Source organism: Virgibacillus profundi, assembly GCF_002287375.1.
Classification (GTDB): Bacteria; Bacillota; Bacilli; order Bacillales; family Amphibacillaceae; genus Virgibacillus_K; species Virgibacillus_K profundi.
Map to the genome: position 1 here is coordinate 365,752 of NZ_NPOA01000001.1, position 16,848 is coordinate 382,599.

The following is a 16,848-nucleotide window of genomic DNA, read 5'->3' on the forward strand; positions in this document are numbered from 1 at the left end:
AAGGTAAGAGATTTAAGGCGGGTGATGTAAACCCAAAAACCCCCGTCTATTTCGAGACGAGGGTTGGTGCAGAGTCAGTTATTGTACTGACTTCTACATCTTTATAATAATGTTTCACAATTTCCTTATATGTTTTTCCTTCTTTAGCCATTCCATTAGCGCCGTATTGGCTCATTCCAATCCCATGGCCAAAGCCCTTTGTGGTGAAAATTAAATGGTCATTCTTTTGTTCGATTGTGAAATCACTTGATTGTAATTCAAATTTTTCTCTGATTTCCCTGCCTGAAAATGTGTTTTCGGCAATTGCTAATTGATCAACCCGATTACTTTCGGTACGGGTTACTTCAATAGGTAATGCTGCATCCTCAGGAAGATTCAGTTCCAGAACCTTTTCCACTTCATTTATCATAAATATTTTTTGATCGAGAAATTTTGGAGATTCTTCATCCCATTTACTCTCGACACTCCTTAAATAAGGAAGCTCATTTTCCCAGTAATCCTCTGAATTCTCGGTATAGCCATTGCTCGTGGAAAAAAAGGCTGGTGTGATTAAATCATTCTTGTATGTGATTATTTCTCCTTCTGTTGCCTGTACTGCTTTCTTTATTTTATCCATGTTCTCCGTGTAACTGCCTTTCATTACTTGTTGTAATTCGCGTTCATCCTTATACACCTGATGCTTGGTAGTATCCGTCACATCATATTCCGTATCCCCGTTCTGGTACAGAATATGGTTTATTACATAAGTCCTGGCAGCTAGTGATTGTGCTTTTAATGCTTCCAATTCAAATTTTGCCGGCATTTCTGATGCAACTACCCTGGATACATATGTTTCAAGTGGTACATCCTCAACCGTTTCTGATTTAGATCTTATTACAGCTACTGAAAATGGAGATGTTAATGAGTCCAACTCCCCTCCGGAGTCCGGCTGAATTTCAGTTGCTCCGGATTTCTGTTGATTATCTGTTACAAATGGAGTAACAATCAGTGTAGGGACAACTAAAATAATTGTTATCAACATTGATATAAGTAAGACTGCAGGAAGTCTCCATGTAGCTGATTTTTTGGTAAGATATTGTTTTTTTGGTTTGAAAGGTGTAAGTTTTTTTGGACTTTTAGAGTGACTAATGGTACTGTTGCTTTTTGCGATAATGGTTTGCTTCCTTTTTAGTTCCAGTTGTTTCTTCATTTTGGATTTTTTCTTTTTCCATGCTTTAGGAAGCTTATTGCTGGGATATTTACGATTTTGCACGGCCTTCCCCCTTTTTTAAAATTAATTTTATACTCTAGCATCCCTACTACCTAAACTTATACAGAAATCAGAAACAATAGAACCTGATAAATGAAAAAACTACGAAGGCTTTATTAACGCAAGCTTTCGTAGTCTTCTTCATTATTGTCCTACCAGTTCCCTATCTTCCAATGTCTCATCATACAAATGACAGGCAACATAATGATTTTGCTCCACTTCCTGCCAATCCGGTTTTTTCAGTGAACAAACTTCCATTGCCACTGGACAGCGTGTCCGAAAAACACATCCGCTTGGTGGGTTGATTGGACTTGGCAGCTCTCCCTCCAAAATAACCCGCTCTCTTGCTTCCTCAATATCGGGATCAGGAATTGGAATTGCTGACAGCAGTGCTTGCGTATATGGATGCAATGGATTTTCATAAAGACGTGCACTTTCTGTAAGTTCAACCATATTTCCTAAATACATAACCCCAATTCGATCGGAAATTTGTTTTACCATGGACAAATCATGGGCAATAAATAAAAACGTTAATCCCTTTTCTTTTTGCAGTTCTTTTAACAGATTTACCACCTGTGCCTGAACAGAGACATCCAGTGCAGAAATTGGTTCATCAGCTATAATGAAGTCTGGATTTAATGCGAGTGCACGGGCGATGCCAATCCGCTGGCGCTGTCCACCACTGAATTCATGGGGATAGCGATTCGCGTGATCTCTATTTAAACCAACCTCTTCCAATAGCTGGTATACCCGATCAAGTAATTCTCTTTTACTTTTGAACATTCCATGCACTTCCATCGGCTCCGAAATAACCTCTTTTACTGTTGACCTTGGATTTAATGATGCATAAGGGTCCTGAAAAATCATTTGCATTTTACGATAAAAATTAAATTTCCCCTTATCATCCAACTGATGAATATTATCCCCATCATACGTAACATCACCAGCAGTTTTATTATAAAGACCCATGATCGTACGGCCGATTGTGGATTTTCCGCAGCCTGATTCACCAACAAGTCCAAAGGTCTCCCCTTTATTAACATAAAAACTCACATCATTAACAGCCTGTAATACCTGCCCTTTTCCCACTGTAAAATGCTTTTTCAGGTTTTGTATTTGTAAAATTTTATCTTCCATCATCATTATTTCCCTTTCTGTACCTGCACCAATAACGTCTTGCGGCACAAAGCTCTTTTTCGTATTTCGTGCCTTTCATGCTGATGATTTCAATTCCTTTTCCTGTTTGTGGGGCATGAATCATTTTTCCATCTCCATAGTAAATTCCCACATGATGAAGCCTGCCTTTTCCCTCTTCATATGCAAAAAACACTAAATCTCCCGGCAACAGTTTGTCATCATCTACATTTTCGCCCGACGCAGCCTGATCATCCGCATCTCGTGCGATTTCGTAGCCATTTGCTTTATGCATTGCATATGCAAGTCCGGAACAATCATAGCCAAATGAACTCATTCCACCCCAAAAATAATCGAGACTGACAAAGGGGTCTGCAGCTTTAACTATATTTTCTCCGCTAGCAGGATCCATTCCTTTTTCCGAAGAGAATATATAGGTTGAGGCTTTTGGTAAAAATTTATTTCCATGAGGTGTTTTTACTTCAACACGATCTTCATGGACTTCTGCAACTGGCAAAAAAGTCATGTAGCTAAGTTTCATTTCCTTTTCTCCATGATCTGATTCCAGCCAGGTTTTATCGTTAATGATTGCAGCTGTTTCCGGACTTTTCCATTTCGCTCTATTTACCTTGGACAGCTGGCTTAATGGAACCCAGCCAGGGTAGCCGCGCATATCTTTTTTTGAGGGTTGTGAAGGGATAACAATATGTGCCCATTTTTCTTTAATTTCTGTTACAAGCACAGGTTCCCCGTAAAGTAATTGTGTCTGCACTCTATTTTCATCACATAAGGCTAGATTTGTTTCATAGGTCAATCCTGAAATCCATTGATCTATATTCGTTGGGTTGTCTGTTCCATGTGCATCGATATCTCTTGCCGATTCAGGTGTGGTCCAAACCGTAGCTACCTGCACAGCCGTAACCCACATCTCTTCCGGAAATTGATCAAAAGTTTGTTTAACCATTTTTAGGCTCCTTTCTTTGTGAAAAGTTCTTTTTCTAAGTCTTTTGCGTTTGAATCAGCACAGTGAGTGTAAAAGGCGAGTAAATGCTGATTGCTATAAGTATTTTCTATAATCGCCGTACGGGATCGCTCCGGGCGGATGCTTTCCACGGGCACGGCCACAGTCTCCTCGAGAAAACCACTCTGCGGGGTCTTCGGACACGTGCTATTCCCGCAGGAGTCACCGCCCTTCGCTCACCCGAACTGGTGAGGTGGTTCGATGTTTTGGATATTGATTTCTAATGTAGTTCATGGGCAGTAACTGGAATACCAGCGGAGGAAACACACGTAGACTCCTGCGGGAGGAAAGGCATAGGTGAGACCCCACAGTGCGTAGCACGAGGAGGCTCACCAGCCGCCCGCGGAAAGCGAAGTGTGTTTCCGTAGCGGTCGATGAGACCTGCTACTATTGATTTTACATCGTATAACTTTCTGAAAAAACTACATTTCTTTTAAGACTAAGAACATTAAACCTATCCCACTATATACTGCGAGTCTACTGACTTAATCCCCAGGCCCACTTTATCACCTAAATCTATAACATTACCGTTATAGATTATTCCACCATCCACGAGATCCGCTGAAAGCATGAGTGGGGCGTCGAAGTCATATCGTGTGACATTTGGTTGGCTTGCTGCAAAATGTGCTGCGGCTGTTATGCCTATTTTTGTTTCTATCATACTTCCAACCATGCAATCTACTCCATAAGTTTTAGCCAGCTGAGCAATCTTTAAGGCCTCATGAATGCCTCCTGCTTTCATTAATTTGATATTAATTAAATCAGCTGCACCCTGCTCGAGGACAATTTTAGCGTCATTTGCTGAAAATACACTTTCATCTGCCATTATCGGTGTTGTTGTATTTTCGGTTACATATTTTAAGCCCTTCAGATCATTTGCTTTTACTGGCTGCTCAATCAACTCAATATTTAATCCGAGATCCTCCATCTTCCGGATCGCTTTAACTGCTTCCAACGCACTCCATCCTTGGTTTGCGTCTAGTCTAATCAGTGTTTCTGTTCCAACTTGCTCTCGAATTGCCTGAATTCGCTTTATATCTGTCTCTATAAGATCCTTGCCAACTTTTACTTTTAATACGGTAAAACCATCATTAACATACTGCTGTGCATCCTGAGCCATCTGTTCAGGGCTGTTTACACTAACTGTATAGTCTGTTTCAATTTTTCCATGATAACCTCCGAGAAATTGCGTGAGCGGCATTTTAGCATGCTGTGCAATACAATCATAAATTGCCATATCCATAGCTGCCTTTGCACTTGGATTGCCAACCACACCGGTGTTTACTTTTTCAAACATTCGCTCCCTACATAAAATTGACTCACCCACAAGCAAGGGTTTAAAAATCCCATTGATTACATAATCAATACTCGCTAAGCTGTCGCCTGTAATAACATGTGTTGGTGGAGCCTCGCCCCACCCTATAATTCCGTCATCACAAGTAATTTTAACAACAATTGATTCAGCTACCGTGACCGTTCGGAGGGCTGTTTTAAATGGTGTATGTAATGGAATAGCTGCTTGAAATGTCTCGATATTTTGTATTTTCATCTGCTCACCTCCAACTATTTAACGCCTGGCTCGATGATTAATGATTTATCTTTTGTTGATAGTTTTGCTTGAACACCAAGCGGAACGGAAAAATGTGGGAAACAATGTCCAATTTTGAATCCAGCCAGCACTGGACAGCTCAGGTCATTAAAATAATCATAAAAAACTTGCTCCATTGTTAAAGACGGATCCAATTTAGGCTCTGCTTTAGCAAAATCTCCTACCACAATCCCTGCTGCATCCGCTAGTTTCCCTGAAAACTTCAATTGATTTAGCATTCCATCAATTTTATATGGTTCTTCACCTATATCCTCCAGTAAAAGCAGCTTGCCTTTTGTATCAATTTCATAGGACGAGCCAAGTGTGCTCACAAGTAATGATAGATTTCCGCCAACCAGCTGCCCTTCCGATTCCCCTGACACAATCTCATGTAATGCCGAAATCTTTTCTGTATAGCCATATCTTTTGGGCTCGAAAAGCTGTTCAAACATACTTGCCGAAAGCTCGTCAAATCCTTCCTCGGCAATATCAGAAGCAAGCATTGGCCCATGAAATGTGACGAGCCCGACTTTCTTGCGAATAGCTGTATGTAAATATGTAATATCACTATAGCCCCAAATGATTTTTGGGTTTCTTTTTATTAAATTGAAGTCTATGTCTGGTACAATTCTGCCCATGCCATAACCACCACGAGCGAAAATAATTGCTTTAATTTCTGGGTTTGCAATCATTTCATGCAAATCCTCAAGCCTTTCTTCATCTGTACCAGCTAAATAACCATGAACCTTATCAATATGCTTGCCTAACTTTACATGCAGTCCCATCTTTTTTAAAAAAGGAATGGCTTGTTTTAATTTGTCTAGGTCAGGCGGGCCGGATGGTGCTATCACACCAATTGTGTCACCTTTATGCAATCGATTTGGACAGAGCATTTATATCCCTCTTTCCGGTTTCTTGGGTGATAAAAAGGAGCGGCCCATATACAATATGTAAATGAGCCATTCCCCCTTTTCAATTTAAGTTACTCTACGTCTGCATATTTCAAATCAAAATATCCAACGGGGTGACGCAGGATGCCTGATACGCCATCAGCTTGCAAAACAACTGTGTTATAATAGCGAATCGGTACTGCGATCATTTCTTCAGCAAGCATTTTTTCTGCTTCGTATAAATATTCCCAGCGTTTTTCCTGATCTGTTTCTGATTTTCCTTTTTCAATCAATTCATCATATTCCTCACTGGAGAATCCAGTTCGGTTCATATATGAATCTGTAATAAAGCTCTCCAGGAAGTTGACCGGATCATTATAATCATTGATAAATGAACTACGTGAAAATTGAAGTTCGAGGTTTGTCTGTGCTTCTGCAAAAACGCCCCACTCCTGGTTTTCCAGTGATACTTCAATACCTAAGTTTTCATTTAACATGTTTTGTACTGTTTCTGCCACTGCTTTATTCAAATCACTTGTGTTATAGGACAGCACGACAGGTGGCAACTCTTCATAGCCTTCTTCCGCCATACCTTCTTCAAGTAATTGCTTTGCCTGATCCGGGTCGAATGATACAAGTTTTCCGTTGACATCACGGAAATCCTCGCCGGAAGGGCTTGTAAATCCTGGAGAAATGAATCCGTAAGCCGGTTCCACTCCATTTTTTACAACAAATTCAGCTATATCAGCTCTGTTTAGTGCGTATGAAAACGCCTGTCTGATCTTCTTATTTTGGAATGGCTCTTCTGTAATATTAAACCGGTAAAATTCTAGGCCACCATAATCGCCGATAAATACATTGTCGCCATCAATCAACTCATCAGATAATTCTGGTGGAATGCTTGCAGTATCAAGATCTCCACTTTCAAACATTTGATATTGGGTATTGGTATCATTAACCATTGCCCAATGTACTTTATCCAATTTCACAGCATCTGCATCCCAATACGCTTCGTTTTTGGCAAATACCATTTCACTATCATGCTCCCATGATTCGAGCTTAAATGGCCCATTTGCTACGAAAGAATCTGCTTCTGCATGCCAGTCCGGATTTTCCTCTGCTACTTTATGGTTAACAGGGAAGAATGCCGGATTTGTTAATAAATCCAGGAAGAATCCGGTTGGGGCTGTTAAGACAACCTCTAATGTTTTTTCGTCAACTGCCGTGACAGCAACATCTTCTGCTGAACCTTCCCCACTGTTAAAAGCTTCTGCCCCTTCAATAAAATATGCCAGGAATGCGGCTGGAGAGGCTGGTTCAGTTTCCGGATTAAGCATTAATTTCCAAGCATAGACAAAGTCCCCTGCTGTAACCGGATCTCCATTGGACCAGTTGGCATCCTCACGAATATGGAACGTATACGTTAAGCCATCCTCAGAAATATCCCAGGATTCCGCTGCTCCTTCAGCTGCTTTTGATTCTTCATCCAGACGGGTAAGTCCCTCCATCAAGTTATTTAATGGGTCCCATGATACAGCATCAAAGCCGATGGACGGGTTCAATGAAGTAGGTTCCACCCCATTGTTAAGGTGAAGTACTTTTCCTTCAAGCGCTTCATCGGTTTCCTCTGATTCAGTTTCTCCATTTTCCTCAGCCTGCTCAGCTTCATTATCCTCAGCCGGTTCTTCTTCTCCTGCACTGTCATTAGCTGTACATGCTGCTAAAAAGAAAATAGTTAAAACAGCTAACAATAAAACTAGCCACTTCTTCATCTTTTTTGTCCCCCTTAAATTTATTTTGTTACTGCTTCAGCTAAAAGCTGTTTAGCCCGCTCATCCTGCAGCCAGCAATTCACTTGATGCGAATCACTAAGGGCCGAAACTTCGGGATAAACTTTATCACACACCTCCATGGCGAATGGACATCTGGCAGTAAATGGACATCCGGTGGGAGGTGAGAATAAATCCGGTGGCGTTCCATCGATCGGGATTAATTTTTCCCCTTGTAAATCAAGCCGCGGAACGGAATTTAATAAGCCTTTTGTATATGGATGTTCGGGATTGTAAAAGATTTCCCGTTTTGTTCCGACTTCAATAATTTTTCCAGCATACATTACCGCAATTCGATCAGCAATTTTTGCTACAACACCTAAATCATGTGTAATCAAAATAATGGAAACCCCTGTAGCATGTTGGATTTTTTCAAAAAGCTCCAGAATCTGTGCCTGAATCGTTACATCAAGTGCTGTCGTTGGTTCATCTGCAATCAAAAGCTCCGGCTCACAAATTAAGGCAATAGCAATGACAATTCGCTGGCGCATTCCCCCACTAAACTGGTGCGGGTATTGTTTCAGCCTTTCATCCGGATTTGGTATGCCCACAAGGTCCATCATTTCAAGCGCTTTTTTCCTTGCCTCGGCCCCACTTACTTTATGATGCTGTTTTAATCCTTCCATCAGCTGTGTCCCAATGGTAAGTGTAGGATTTAATGCTGTCATGGGATCCTGAAAAATCATGGAAATATCAACACCGCGGATCCCGCGCATCTCTTTCTCGGAAACCCTTGTTAAATCTGTCCCTTTAAACAGAATGGTTCCATTTGAAATTTTACCTGGCGGGTCTGGGATTAGTCGCATAATTGCATTGGATGTAACACTTTTTCCACAGCCGGACTCCCCAACAATGGCAAGGGTTTCGCCTTTATTTAAATAAAAGTTAACTCCACGGACCGCTTTAACGGTTCCCCCATAGGTTGTAAAGGTTACGTGGAGATCTTTTACTTCGAGTATTTTTTCCATGTTGTCACCTACTTCCTTAATTTCGGATCAAGCGCATCCTGCAGCCCGTCACCCAGCACGTTAAAAGCAAACATTGTAAATGAAATAAAGAATGCCGGGAAAAATAATGTCCACCAGTTTCCGGATAATATAGCCCCAAGTGAGTCATTTGCCATGACACCCCAACTTGCAAAAGGTGCCTGTATACCTAAACCGATAAAGCTTAAAAATGCTTCTGCAAAGATTGCTGACGGGACGGTTAGGGTCATTTGCACAATGATTGGTCCCATCGTATTGGGCAATAAATTTTTCCGTATGATCCTGGATGACTTGGTACCAAACGATTTGGATGCGAGGACAAATTCATAATTCTTAATTTGTAATACCTGTCCCCGCACAATTCGGGCCATCCCAACCCAGCCTGTGACGGTTAATGCAATAATAATTGTTGATAGGCTTGGTCCTAAAACAACTAGCAATAAAATGACTACAAGCAAATAGGGAAGGCCATATAAAATCTCAATAATACGCATCATAATATTATCTGCACGGCCACCTTTATAGCCGGAAATGCCACCATATATAATCCCGATTGAAACATCGATTAGTGCTGCCATCAGTCCAACAAATAAGGATATTCTCGCACCATACCAGGTCCTTGTAAATACATCCCGACCAGCAGAATCAGTTCCAAACCAATGCTCTAAGGATGGTGGTTGATACTGATTGGGCAGATCCTGTCTATTTACTTCATATGGTGAAAAAAATGGTCCGAAAATTGCCATGAATGTTAATAATATTAAAAAGACTAACCCAAGCATTGCCAGTTTATTTTTCACTAATCGCTTCCAGGCATCCTTCCAGTAGGATAGGGATGGTCTGGATACCGCTTCAGCTGCTTCCTTATCCTTTTCCTTCCAATTGAACCACTCATTTGGCACTTCGGTAGGAGAATGGGGTGTTTTCGTATCTTCTGATAGTTTCATAGATTATTCTCCCTCCTTATGCACTTTAATTCGGGGATCAAGTATGCCGTAAGCTATATCTACCAAAAAGAGCATGAAAATCAGAAAGGCACTGTAAAATACCGTTGTCCCCATAATTACCGGATAGTCGCGCTGATTAATACTTTCAACAAAATATTTTCCCATACCCGGAATGGCAAAAATTTGCTCGATAACAAATGTACCTGTCAGAATTCCTGCAAGCAACGTTCCCATAATTGTCACAACAGGCATTAATGCATTTCTTAATGCATGCTTGATCGTAATTTTCCATGGTGATAATCCTTTTGCTTTGGCCATTTTTATATAATCCTGTGTTAAAACTTCAAGCATCGTGGAGCGTGTCAGTCTTGCGATAATGGCCATTGGTCCTGTAGCGAGTGCCAAAACCGGCAGAACCATATGTGCCGGACTGGACCATGTAGCAACAGGAAATATCGAAAACTTAACAGCTAATTGCTGAATCAATAATGTCGCCAATATAAAGTTTGGAATCGAAATACCCAATACGGCAATCCCCATCATCAAGTAGTCAATAAATCCATTGTGTTTTAATGCTGCTAGGATTCCTAAAATAATCCCTGAAAAAACTGCGACGATTATTGTGACAATCCCTAATTCAAATGAAATTGGAAATCCCCTTGCCAATAAATCGTTGACAGACTGATTCGGCTGTTTAATCGATGGTCCAAAATCAAATGTAACGATTGATTTTATGTAGAGTAAATATTGTACATAATACGGTTCATCCAAATTATAATGTCTTTCCAAATTGGCCTGAACAATTTCATTTGATGATTTTTCACTATTAAAAGGCGAACCAGGAATACTGACCATCAGCACAAAGGTTAATGTAATAATAATCCACAATGTTACAACCATGATTAGCAGTCGTTTTAATAAGTACCTGAGCATGACTTCCCACTCCCCTGTAACTCTCGTTTTTACCGGTGTTTTTTAATTATTCCGATATTTTTATGTATACTTTTCTTCGTCCACAGGTTATTATTCGTTTGCTATGAAAAAGCAGTGCGCATTGCGAGCTCTGTCATCACGAGCATTGCCTGGTAAGCTTCAATGATATTTTTTGCCTGATACTTGACAATGGTTGTTCCAGGTTCAATTTCCGTTCCTGGCATTAAATTTGCCCATTCTGCCTGACCGTAATTATTAAATTCAATTTTTATTTCCGGATTTTCTGGTAAAATTAACGGCTTTACGTTCTCTCGATTCTCCAATGCATGTTTTACCTTTTCTGTTAAAAGCTCTCCTGCTTTTTTAGGTGTTAAGCTTTTCACTGCAGATCTGGAAATGGTCTCTTTCACAGCTACAGTAGTTACATTCGGAATAAGTTCTTCCGCTTCTTTTGCGGCCTGATCATCCCCTGCAACCAGTAATAATGGAACTCCAAAATGACCGGCAACATACGCATTTATTCCCATTTCACCTACGGGCTGTTCATTAATATAAAAATTTCGGACTGCATGAATCATGGCGTGTGACATAACACCAAACTGTCCCGCACGCGCGTGATAGCCAACAAACATTGCTCCACCATATGTATTGTCAATTCCTTGCATCATCGATAGCGCCTTCACTTCTCCAGTTATTAATTTCGCATCCGGATGCAGCTGATCGATCAATATATTATTCATTTTCGAATGACTATCATTGATTAAAACATCCTCACAGCCAAATTTAAAAGCTGCATCAATCACATAATTTGTTTCTTCAGTCATAATTTTACGCGCTCGCTCATAATTATGCTTACCAGAGTCAACATAGGTGTAATCAGGTAAGCCGGTAATTCCCTCCATATCAACGGAGACATACAATTTCATAACACATTTCTCCTTTTGGATTATTATCCCTTTTACTAATTTTCTTTCTATTCTATCACATTTATTTTGAAATGAACAGATGATATTTAGCTTATCCTCTTGGAATAATATTTCAGTTTTAGTCTGACGTGTTACTTAAACAACCGCTCAAGACGTGGGGCGCTGTTAAAAGACAGTTTTGCGCTGATAGAATTACGTTGTGAGCTGATACATGGCCGATTTGCGCTGTTACAATCCGGGAGACCGCTGATCTGCTGCTTAAAACAACAATGCTTTAGAATACAGCCAACACAAAAAAACAGATAGAATTTAAATTTCCATCTGTTTTATAATAAATATTCCATATTAACTTTTAACGAAATTAAGATAGTTCTGCTACTGCATTTTCTGTTTTAAAATCTACTTGTACAAATGGTTTTACTGTATCTCCGTTTTCATCAACACGTTCAATATCTGCACCCAATGCAGCTAATTTTCCTGATAGGTCAACATATCCACGGTCAAGATGCTTTAATTCTGTAACACGGGTTAAGCCTTCAGCTCTTAAACCTGACAGAATAAGTGCTGCTGCTGCCCGTAGGTCTGTTGCAGCAACTTCCGCTCCCTGCATATCAGAAGGACCTTCAATAATAACACTGCGGCCTTCAATTTTCATTTTAGCATTCATGCGGCGAAATTCTTCCACATGCATAAAACGGTTTTCAAAAACAGTTTCTGTTATTACACTCGTACCATGTGCCGATAGCATTAATGACATCATCTGTGATTGCATATCGGTAGGAAAACCAGGATGTGGCAATGTTTTAATGTCTGTAGCTTTTAATTCTTCAGGACCGATCACACGGATTCCTTCATTTTCTTCGGTTATTTTTACATTCATTTCTTCAAGCTTGGAAATAACTGAACGCAAATGCTCACTAACCGCATTTTCGATTAGAATATTTCCACCGGTGATTGCTGCTGCAACCATAAAAGTTCCTGCTTCCACACGATCCGGAATAATGGAATGCTCTGCTCCATGCAGTTTTTCCACACCCTCGATTTTGATCGTTTCTGTTCCGGCACCTATAACTTTTGCACCCATTTTATTCAGGTAATTGGCTAAGTCAACAATTTCTGGTTCTTTCGCACAGTTTTCAATAATTGTTTTTCCATCTGCCAAAGCTGCTGCCATCATTATATTTTCCGTTGCTCCAACACTTGGCATATCCAGATATATTTTTGCACCTTTAAGACGCCCATTTACATGAGCTTCAACAAAGCCATTTCCTACATGTACTTCAGCACCCATTGCTTCAAAGCCTTTTAAATGTAAATCAATTGGGCGTGATCCAATTGCACATCCACCAGGCATTGCTACCTTTGCGTGGCCATACCGCGCTAATAAGGGCCCAAGAACCAATACAGACGCTCGCATTTTTCGCACATATTCAAATGGGGCCTCCGTTTTTAATTCATTGGATGCATCAATGTTTATTGTATTGTTATTAGAATCAAAGTTTACTTCTGCATTCATATTTCGGATTACTTCATTTATCGTATATACATCCGCCAGGACAGGGACCTCTGTAATCGTACTTTTCCCTTCACTTGCAATAAGACTCGCAGCAATGACTGGAAGTACCGCATTCTTTGCACCTTCAACTTTAACGGTGCCATTCAGCTGGTGTCCGCCTCTTACGATGATCTTTTCCATATTTCAATTCTCCTTCAGATCCAATTTCATTATATTAATATTCATTTATTAAGATAGGTGTTCCTATGATGTATGTCTGATTCCCTATTTCGTTTTCAGTAACAGCTATTTGCACATTCATCGGGCGATCCATAATCGTGATTTTTTCGTTCCATAATGGTATATACCCGTAAATTATTTTTTTATGCAAAGATTTTTTTACTGTGTCGATTTGTGTTTTTAATTGTTGTACATTGAAGTTTTCTGCGAACTCATAAATAAAAACATCAGCTTTCATTATACCATCATCACTAGTTGTCAGACAAGCAAAACTTTTGGCTGATTTCGTGAAAAATTTATTCATCATCAGTTTAAGCCTAGTGTTGTAGTTTTCTTCTATTGAGTCATCCCAGTTTTCACCTTTCAATACGCCAATTAACTCCACATCATATATTTTCTCCTTAGGGATAATGACATTATAAAATTCGACAACACTCTCAGTTTTGTGAGTGCTGCTAAACGAATATTTTATACTGTTTTCATCTTCATTCCTAGTGACTAAATAACTATTTTTCATTTCTTTAATGAGGCTGTTCACATTTTGTCTATCAATCTGTTCTTTTATCGTCAATTGCCAGCCTTCCACTTTCATTTTATTGTCCAGAACATAATTAGCTATGTCCGTCATTTCATTCACTTGTGTTTTTTCAGCTATTGTATCTGTAGTTATACTTAATAATAAAAAGGTTATAAGAACTATTTTTTTCATAATAAAATCCCCCTGTAGTCTACTATAATTAGTTATAGTATCGACAGGGGGAACTTATAACATACTAAACAAATTCCGACATTTACTAGATTACAAGATTAGAAGAGATATATCAGATCGCGTGACCATTGCAGGATTTCAAGGAAAAACCTACTTACCCCTGAACCAATGACAATCGTAATAAATAATAATAAAATCTTTGCCTCAGTTGTACGACCCTTTCTAATTAAAGGATCAAAATTTATAGTCAACACAACTCTCCAAGTAATGTAAATAAATATCAAATGTGAGATCATGCTTATTATCGCTAATTCACCAATTCCAATCATATAGACCACCTTTATTATTTTTCACTAATTGTAACTTTGCCACTTGTGATAAAAAAAGTCAATGAATAGAGCATAATTAAATTGCTCCTACAATTGATTTTTATTATTTGGGAAATGTAGAAATATGTATTAATTTCCCGGGAAATATCGACATGCTTTGCGGATGATGTTCATTTTTGGGAATGTGGAGTGTTGTCGAGTACGTAGCATGGTTGCTTATACGGTGAGTTTGTTAAAATATGTGTTTTAGTGGGGTTGTTTTTTCTCTGGAAGATATCTCTGCTCTCTGGGTGAAATATCTGATCTCCGGATGATAAAATCTTTCTCCGGACGATATCCCTGCTCTCCAGGCGATATATCTACTCTCCAGACGATATATTCTCCATCCGGACGATATCTCTGATCTCCAGACGATATATCCTTGCTCCGGATGATATTTCTGCTCTCCAGACGATATATTCTCCATCCGGATGATATCTCTGATCTCCGGACGATATATCCTCGCTCCGGATGATATACCCGCACTCCGGTCGATATCCCCATCCTCCAGCAGATACCCCCCCGCCCCTCCAACCAATAAAAACAAAAAAACTCCTACAACCTAAAGTTATAAGAGATTTCCTTGTTTATTATTGACCAACATTTAAGCGATTCATTGCTCGTTTGAGTGCTAATTCTGCCCGTTGGAAGTCGATGCTGTCCTGTTTAGACTGAAGTCGGCGTTCTGCACGTGCTCTTGCTTCTCTAGCACGCTCGACATTGATATCTGAAGGTTTTTCTGCAGATTGGGCAAGGATCGTTACCTTATCTGGTCTGACCTCCATGAATCCACCGTTTACAGCAAGTTTTTCCGTATCATTTTCACGCTTTAGTCGAACAACGCTGATTGATAATGGAGCAACTAGTGGAATATGGCCTGGCAGAATACCGAGTTCGCCACTTTCTGCTTTACAGCTAACCATTTCAAAACTATCTTCCAGTACCGGACCATCAGGAGTAACAACACTCACAGTTAGTGTTTTCAATGTAACCCCTCCTAAAACTGGCATGAAGTCGGTCAGGTACGAATTACGAATTTACTGACCTCTTGTTAGAAGAGCATTTCTGCTCTACTATTTACTTCTGAGCCAATTGTCTATTGTTCCAAACCTTTTGCTTTTTCAACTACATCTTCAATACGTCCAACCAGACGGAATGCATCTTCCGGAAGGTCATCGTATTTTCCATCTAAAATTTCCTTGAAGCCTTGTACTGTTTCTTTTACCGGAACGTAAGAACCTTTTTGTCCTGTAAATTGCTCAGCAACGTGGAAGTTTTGTGATAGGAAGAACTGAATACGACGTGCTCGTCCAACAACAAGTTTATCATCGTCACCTAATTCATCCATACCAAGGATTGCAATAATATCCTGAAGCTCTTTGTAGCGCTGCAGTGTTTGTTGTACTCCAAGTGCAACTTCATAATGTTCATCTCCAACAATTTCCGGGTCTAATGCACGAGATGTGGACGCTAATGGATCAACCGCAGGATAGATACCTTGCTCGGATAATTTACGATCCAGGTTTGTTGTTGCATCAAGATGCGCAAACGTTGTTGCCGGTGCCGGGTCAGTATAGTCATCGGCAGGTACATAAATAGCCTGAATGGATGTAACTGAACCTTTATTTGTTGAAGTAATTCGCTCCTGTAATTGTCCCATTTCAGTAGCAAGTGTCGGCTGATAGCCAACCGCGGATGGCATACGTCCAAGAAGTGCGGAAACTTCAGAACCTGCCTGTGTGAAACGGTAAATATTATCGATGAAGAGCAATACATCCTGCCCTTGTTCATCACGGAAATACTCAGCCATTGTCAAGCCTGTTAATGCTACACGCATACGTGCACCAGGTGGTTCGTTCATTTGACCGAATACCATAGCTGTTTTCGTAATAACGCCAGAGTCTTTCATTTCATAGTAAAGGTCATTACCTTCACGTGTACGTTCACCAACACCTGCGAACACAGAAAGACCACCATGCTCTAATGCGATGTTGTTAATTAATTCCTGAATCAATACTGTTTTACCAACACCCGCACCACCAAATAAACCGATTTTACCACCTTTAATATATGGTGCTAATAGGTCTACTACTTTGATACCTGTTTCCAAAATTTCAGTTTCGGTTGAAAGGTCTTCAAATTTAGGTGATGGACGATGAATTGGGTCTAAACGAGTTTCTGCCGGCAAGGCTTCATCAAGGTCGATTTTTTCACCAAGTACGTTAAAAACCCGACCAAGTGTTACATCACCAACAGGTACAGAAATAGGTTTATTTTGATTTTCTACTGCCATACCACGCTTAACACCTTCTGTAGATGACATAGCGATTGTACGTACACTATGGTCACCTAAGTGCAGTGCAACTTCTACTGTCAGGTCAATAGCTACCTGACCTTCATCCGTTGCTTCAGCATTAATGGTTAAAGCGGTATAAATATCCGGAAGCTGTCCGTCTTCGAACTTTACGTCTACGACAGGTCCCGTTACTTGAGTAACATATGCTTTGCTCATCGATTTCCCTCCTAACTAACT

General features: G+C 40.0%; 16 protein-coding genes. All 16 read right to left on the reverse strand.

The genetic code is table 11. The annotated features are described in order from the left end of the window. Window positions 1–46: 46 nt before the first annotated feature. Window positions 47–1,252 (reverse strand): stage II sporulation protein D, encoded by a 1,206-nt coding sequence (gene spoIID / locus CIL05_RS01415; RefSeq protein WP_240510079.1) that lies wholly within the window; start codon window positions 1,250–1,252, stop codon window positions 47–49. A 141-nt stretch (window positions 1,253–1,393) separates the two neighbouring features. Beyond that, entirely contained in the window at window positions 1,394–2,386 is a 993-nt protein-coding gene (locus CIL05_RS01420; protein ID WP_095654054.1) for an ABC transporter ATP-binding protein, read from the reverse strand. Continuing rightward, the gene (locus tag CIL05_RS01425) at window positions 2,376–3,347 is read right to left on the reverse strand and encodes a C40 family peptidase (RefSeq protein ID WP_095653712.1); all 972 of its coding nucleotides are present in this window, start codon (window positions 3,345–3,347) and stop codon (window positions 2,376–2,378) included. Before CIL05_RS01425 ends, CIL05_RS01420 begins: the two co-directional genes overlap by 11 nt. Window positions 3,348–3,858: 511 nt before the next feature. After that, window positions 3,859–4,953 carry a dipeptide epimerase gene (locus CIL05_RS01430; protein WP_095653713.1) on the reverse strand — a complete coding sequence of 365 codons (1,095 nt, stop codon included), beginning with the start codon at window positions 4,951–4,953 and terminating at the stop codon, window positions 3,859–3,861. 14 nt (window positions 4,954–4,967) lie between these two features. Then, the gene (locus CIL05_RS01435) at window positions 4,968–5,885 is read right to left on the reverse strand and encodes a S66 peptidase family protein (RefSeq protein WP_095653714.1); all 918 of its coding nucleotides are present in this window, start codon (window positions 5,883–5,885) and stop codon (window positions 4,968–4,970) included. 89 nt (window positions 5,886–5,974) lie between these two features. Beyond that, window positions 5,975–7,654, reverse strand: coding sequence for a peptide ABC transporter substrate-binding protein (locus CIL05_RS01440; protein ID WP_095653715.1), 1,680 nt, complete (start codon window positions 7,652–7,654; stop codon window positions 5,975–5,977). A 20-nt stretch (window positions 7,655–7,674) separates the two neighbouring features. Next, entirely contained in the window at window positions 7,675–8,679 is a 1,005-nt protein-coding gene (locus CIL05_RS01445; protein ID WP_095653716.1) for an ABC transporter ATP-binding protein, read from the reverse strand. 8 nt (window positions 8,680–8,687) lie between these two features. Next, window positions 8,688–9,644 (reverse strand): ABC transporter permease, encoded by a 957-nt coding sequence (locus CIL05_RS01450; RefSeq protein WP_095653717.1) that lies wholly within the window; start codon window positions 9,642–9,644, stop codon window positions 8,688–8,690. A gap of 3 nt (window positions 9,645–9,647) precedes the next feature. Then, complete coding sequence (locus CIL05_RS01455) at window positions 9,648–10,577, reverse strand: ABC transporter permease (RefSeq protein WP_095653718.1); 930 nt, start codon at window positions 10,575–10,577, stop codon at window positions 9,648–9,650. A gap of 101 nt (window positions 10,578–10,678) precedes the next feature. Then, a complete protein-coding gene (dppA, locus tag CIL05_RS01460; RefSeq protein ID WP_095653719.1) occupies window positions 10,679–11,503 on the reverse strand; it encodes a D-aminopeptidase DppA in 825 nt (274 codons plus the stop codon). Between the two features lie 361 nt (window positions 11,504–11,864). Continuing rightward, window positions 11,865–13,199 (reverse strand): UDP-N-acetylglucosamine 1-carboxyvinyltransferase, encoded by a 1,335-nt coding sequence (gene murA / locus CIL05_RS01465; RefSeq protein WP_095653720.1) that lies wholly within the window; start codon window positions 13,197–13,199, stop codon window positions 11,865–11,867. Between the two features lie 34 nt (window positions 13,200–13,233). Beyond that, the gene (locus CIL05_RS01470; RefSeq protein WP_095653721.1) at window positions 13,234–13,947 is read right to left on the reverse strand and encodes a YwmB family TATA-box binding protein; all 714 of its coding nucleotides are present in this window, start codon (window positions 13,945–13,947) and stop codon (window positions 13,234–13,236) included. Between the two features lie 98 nt (window positions 13,948–14,045). Then, window positions 14,046–14,276, reverse strand: a complete 231-nt coding sequence (locus CIL05_RS01475; protein WP_095653722.1) for a DUF1146 family protein — start codon at window positions 14,274–14,276, stop codon at window positions 14,046–14,048. A gap of 232 nt (window positions 14,277–14,508) precedes the next feature. After that, entirely contained in the window at window positions 14,509–14,853 is a 345-nt protein-coding gene (locus CIL05_RS01480) for a hypothetical protein (RefSeq protein WP_133121072.1), read from the reverse strand. A 52-nt stretch (window positions 14,854–14,905) separates the two neighbouring features. Then, entirely contained in the window at window positions 14,906–15,301 is a 396-nt protein-coding gene (locus CIL05_RS01485) for a F0F1 ATP synthase subunit epsilon (RefSeq protein WP_095653724.1), read from the reverse strand. Between the two features lie 110 nt (window positions 15,302–15,411). Beyond that, window positions 15,412–16,827, reverse strand: a complete 1,416-nt coding sequence (gene atpD, locus CIL05_RS01490; protein WP_095653725.1) for a F0F1 ATP synthase subunit beta — start codon at window positions 16,825–16,827, stop codon at window positions 15,412–15,414. Between the last annotated feature and the right edge of the window lie 21 nt (window positions 16,828–16,848).

Excerpts from the sequence above, each read along its gene's own strand:
- CIL05_RS01445 (WP_095653716.1), bottom strand. The coding sequence starts at position 8,679 with ATGGAAAAAATACTCGAAGTAAAAGATCTCCACGTAACCTTTACAACC.
- atpD (WP_095653725.1), bottom strand. The coding sequence starts at position 16,827 with ATGAGCAAAGCATATGTTACTCAAGTAACGGGACCTGTCGTAGACGTA.
- murA (WP_095653720.1), bottom strand. The coding sequence starts at position 13,199 with ATGGAAAAGATCATCGTAAGAGGCGGACACCAGCTGAATGGCACCGTT.
- CIL05_RS01430 (WP_095653713.1), bottom strand. The coding sequence starts at position 4,953 with ATGAAAATACAAAATATCGAGACATTTCAAGCAGCTATTCCATTACAT.
- CIL05_RS01450 (WP_095653717.1), bottom strand. The coding sequence starts at position 9,644 with ATGAAACTATCAGAAGATACGAAAACACCCCATTCTCCTACCGAAGTG.
- CIL05_RS01475 (WP_095653722.1), bottom strand. The coding sequence starts at position 14,276 with ATGATTGGAATTGGTGAATTAGCGATAATAAGCATGATCTCACATTTG.
- CIL05_RS01440 (WP_095653715.1), bottom strand. The coding sequence starts at position 7,654 with ATGAAGAAGTGGCTAGTTTTATTGTTAGCTGTTTTAACTATTTTCTTT.
- dppA (WP_095653719.1), bottom strand. The coding sequence starts at position 11,503 with ATGAAATTGTATGTCTCCGTTGATATGGAGGGAATTACCGGCTTACCT.
- CIL05_RS01425 (WP_095653712.1), bottom strand. The coding sequence starts at position 3,347 with ATGGTTAAACAAACTTTTGATCAATTTCCGGAAGAGATGTGGGTTACG.
- CIL05_RS01470 (WP_095653721.1), bottom strand. The coding sequence starts at position 13,947 with ATGAAAAAAATAGTTCTTATAACCTTTTTATTATTAAGTATAACTACA.
- CIL05_RS01435 (WP_095653714.1), bottom strand. The coding sequence starts at position 5,885 with ATGCTCTGTCCAAATCGATTGCATAAAGGTGACACAATTGGTGTGATA.
- CIL05_RS01455 (WP_095653718.1), bottom strand. The coding sequence starts at position 10,577 with ATGCTCAGGTACTTATTAAAACGACTGCTAATCATGGTTGTAACATTG.
- CIL05_RS01420 (WP_095654054.1), bottom strand. The coding sequence starts at position 2,386 with ATGGAAGATAAAATTTTACAAATACAAAACCTGAAAAAGCATTTTACA.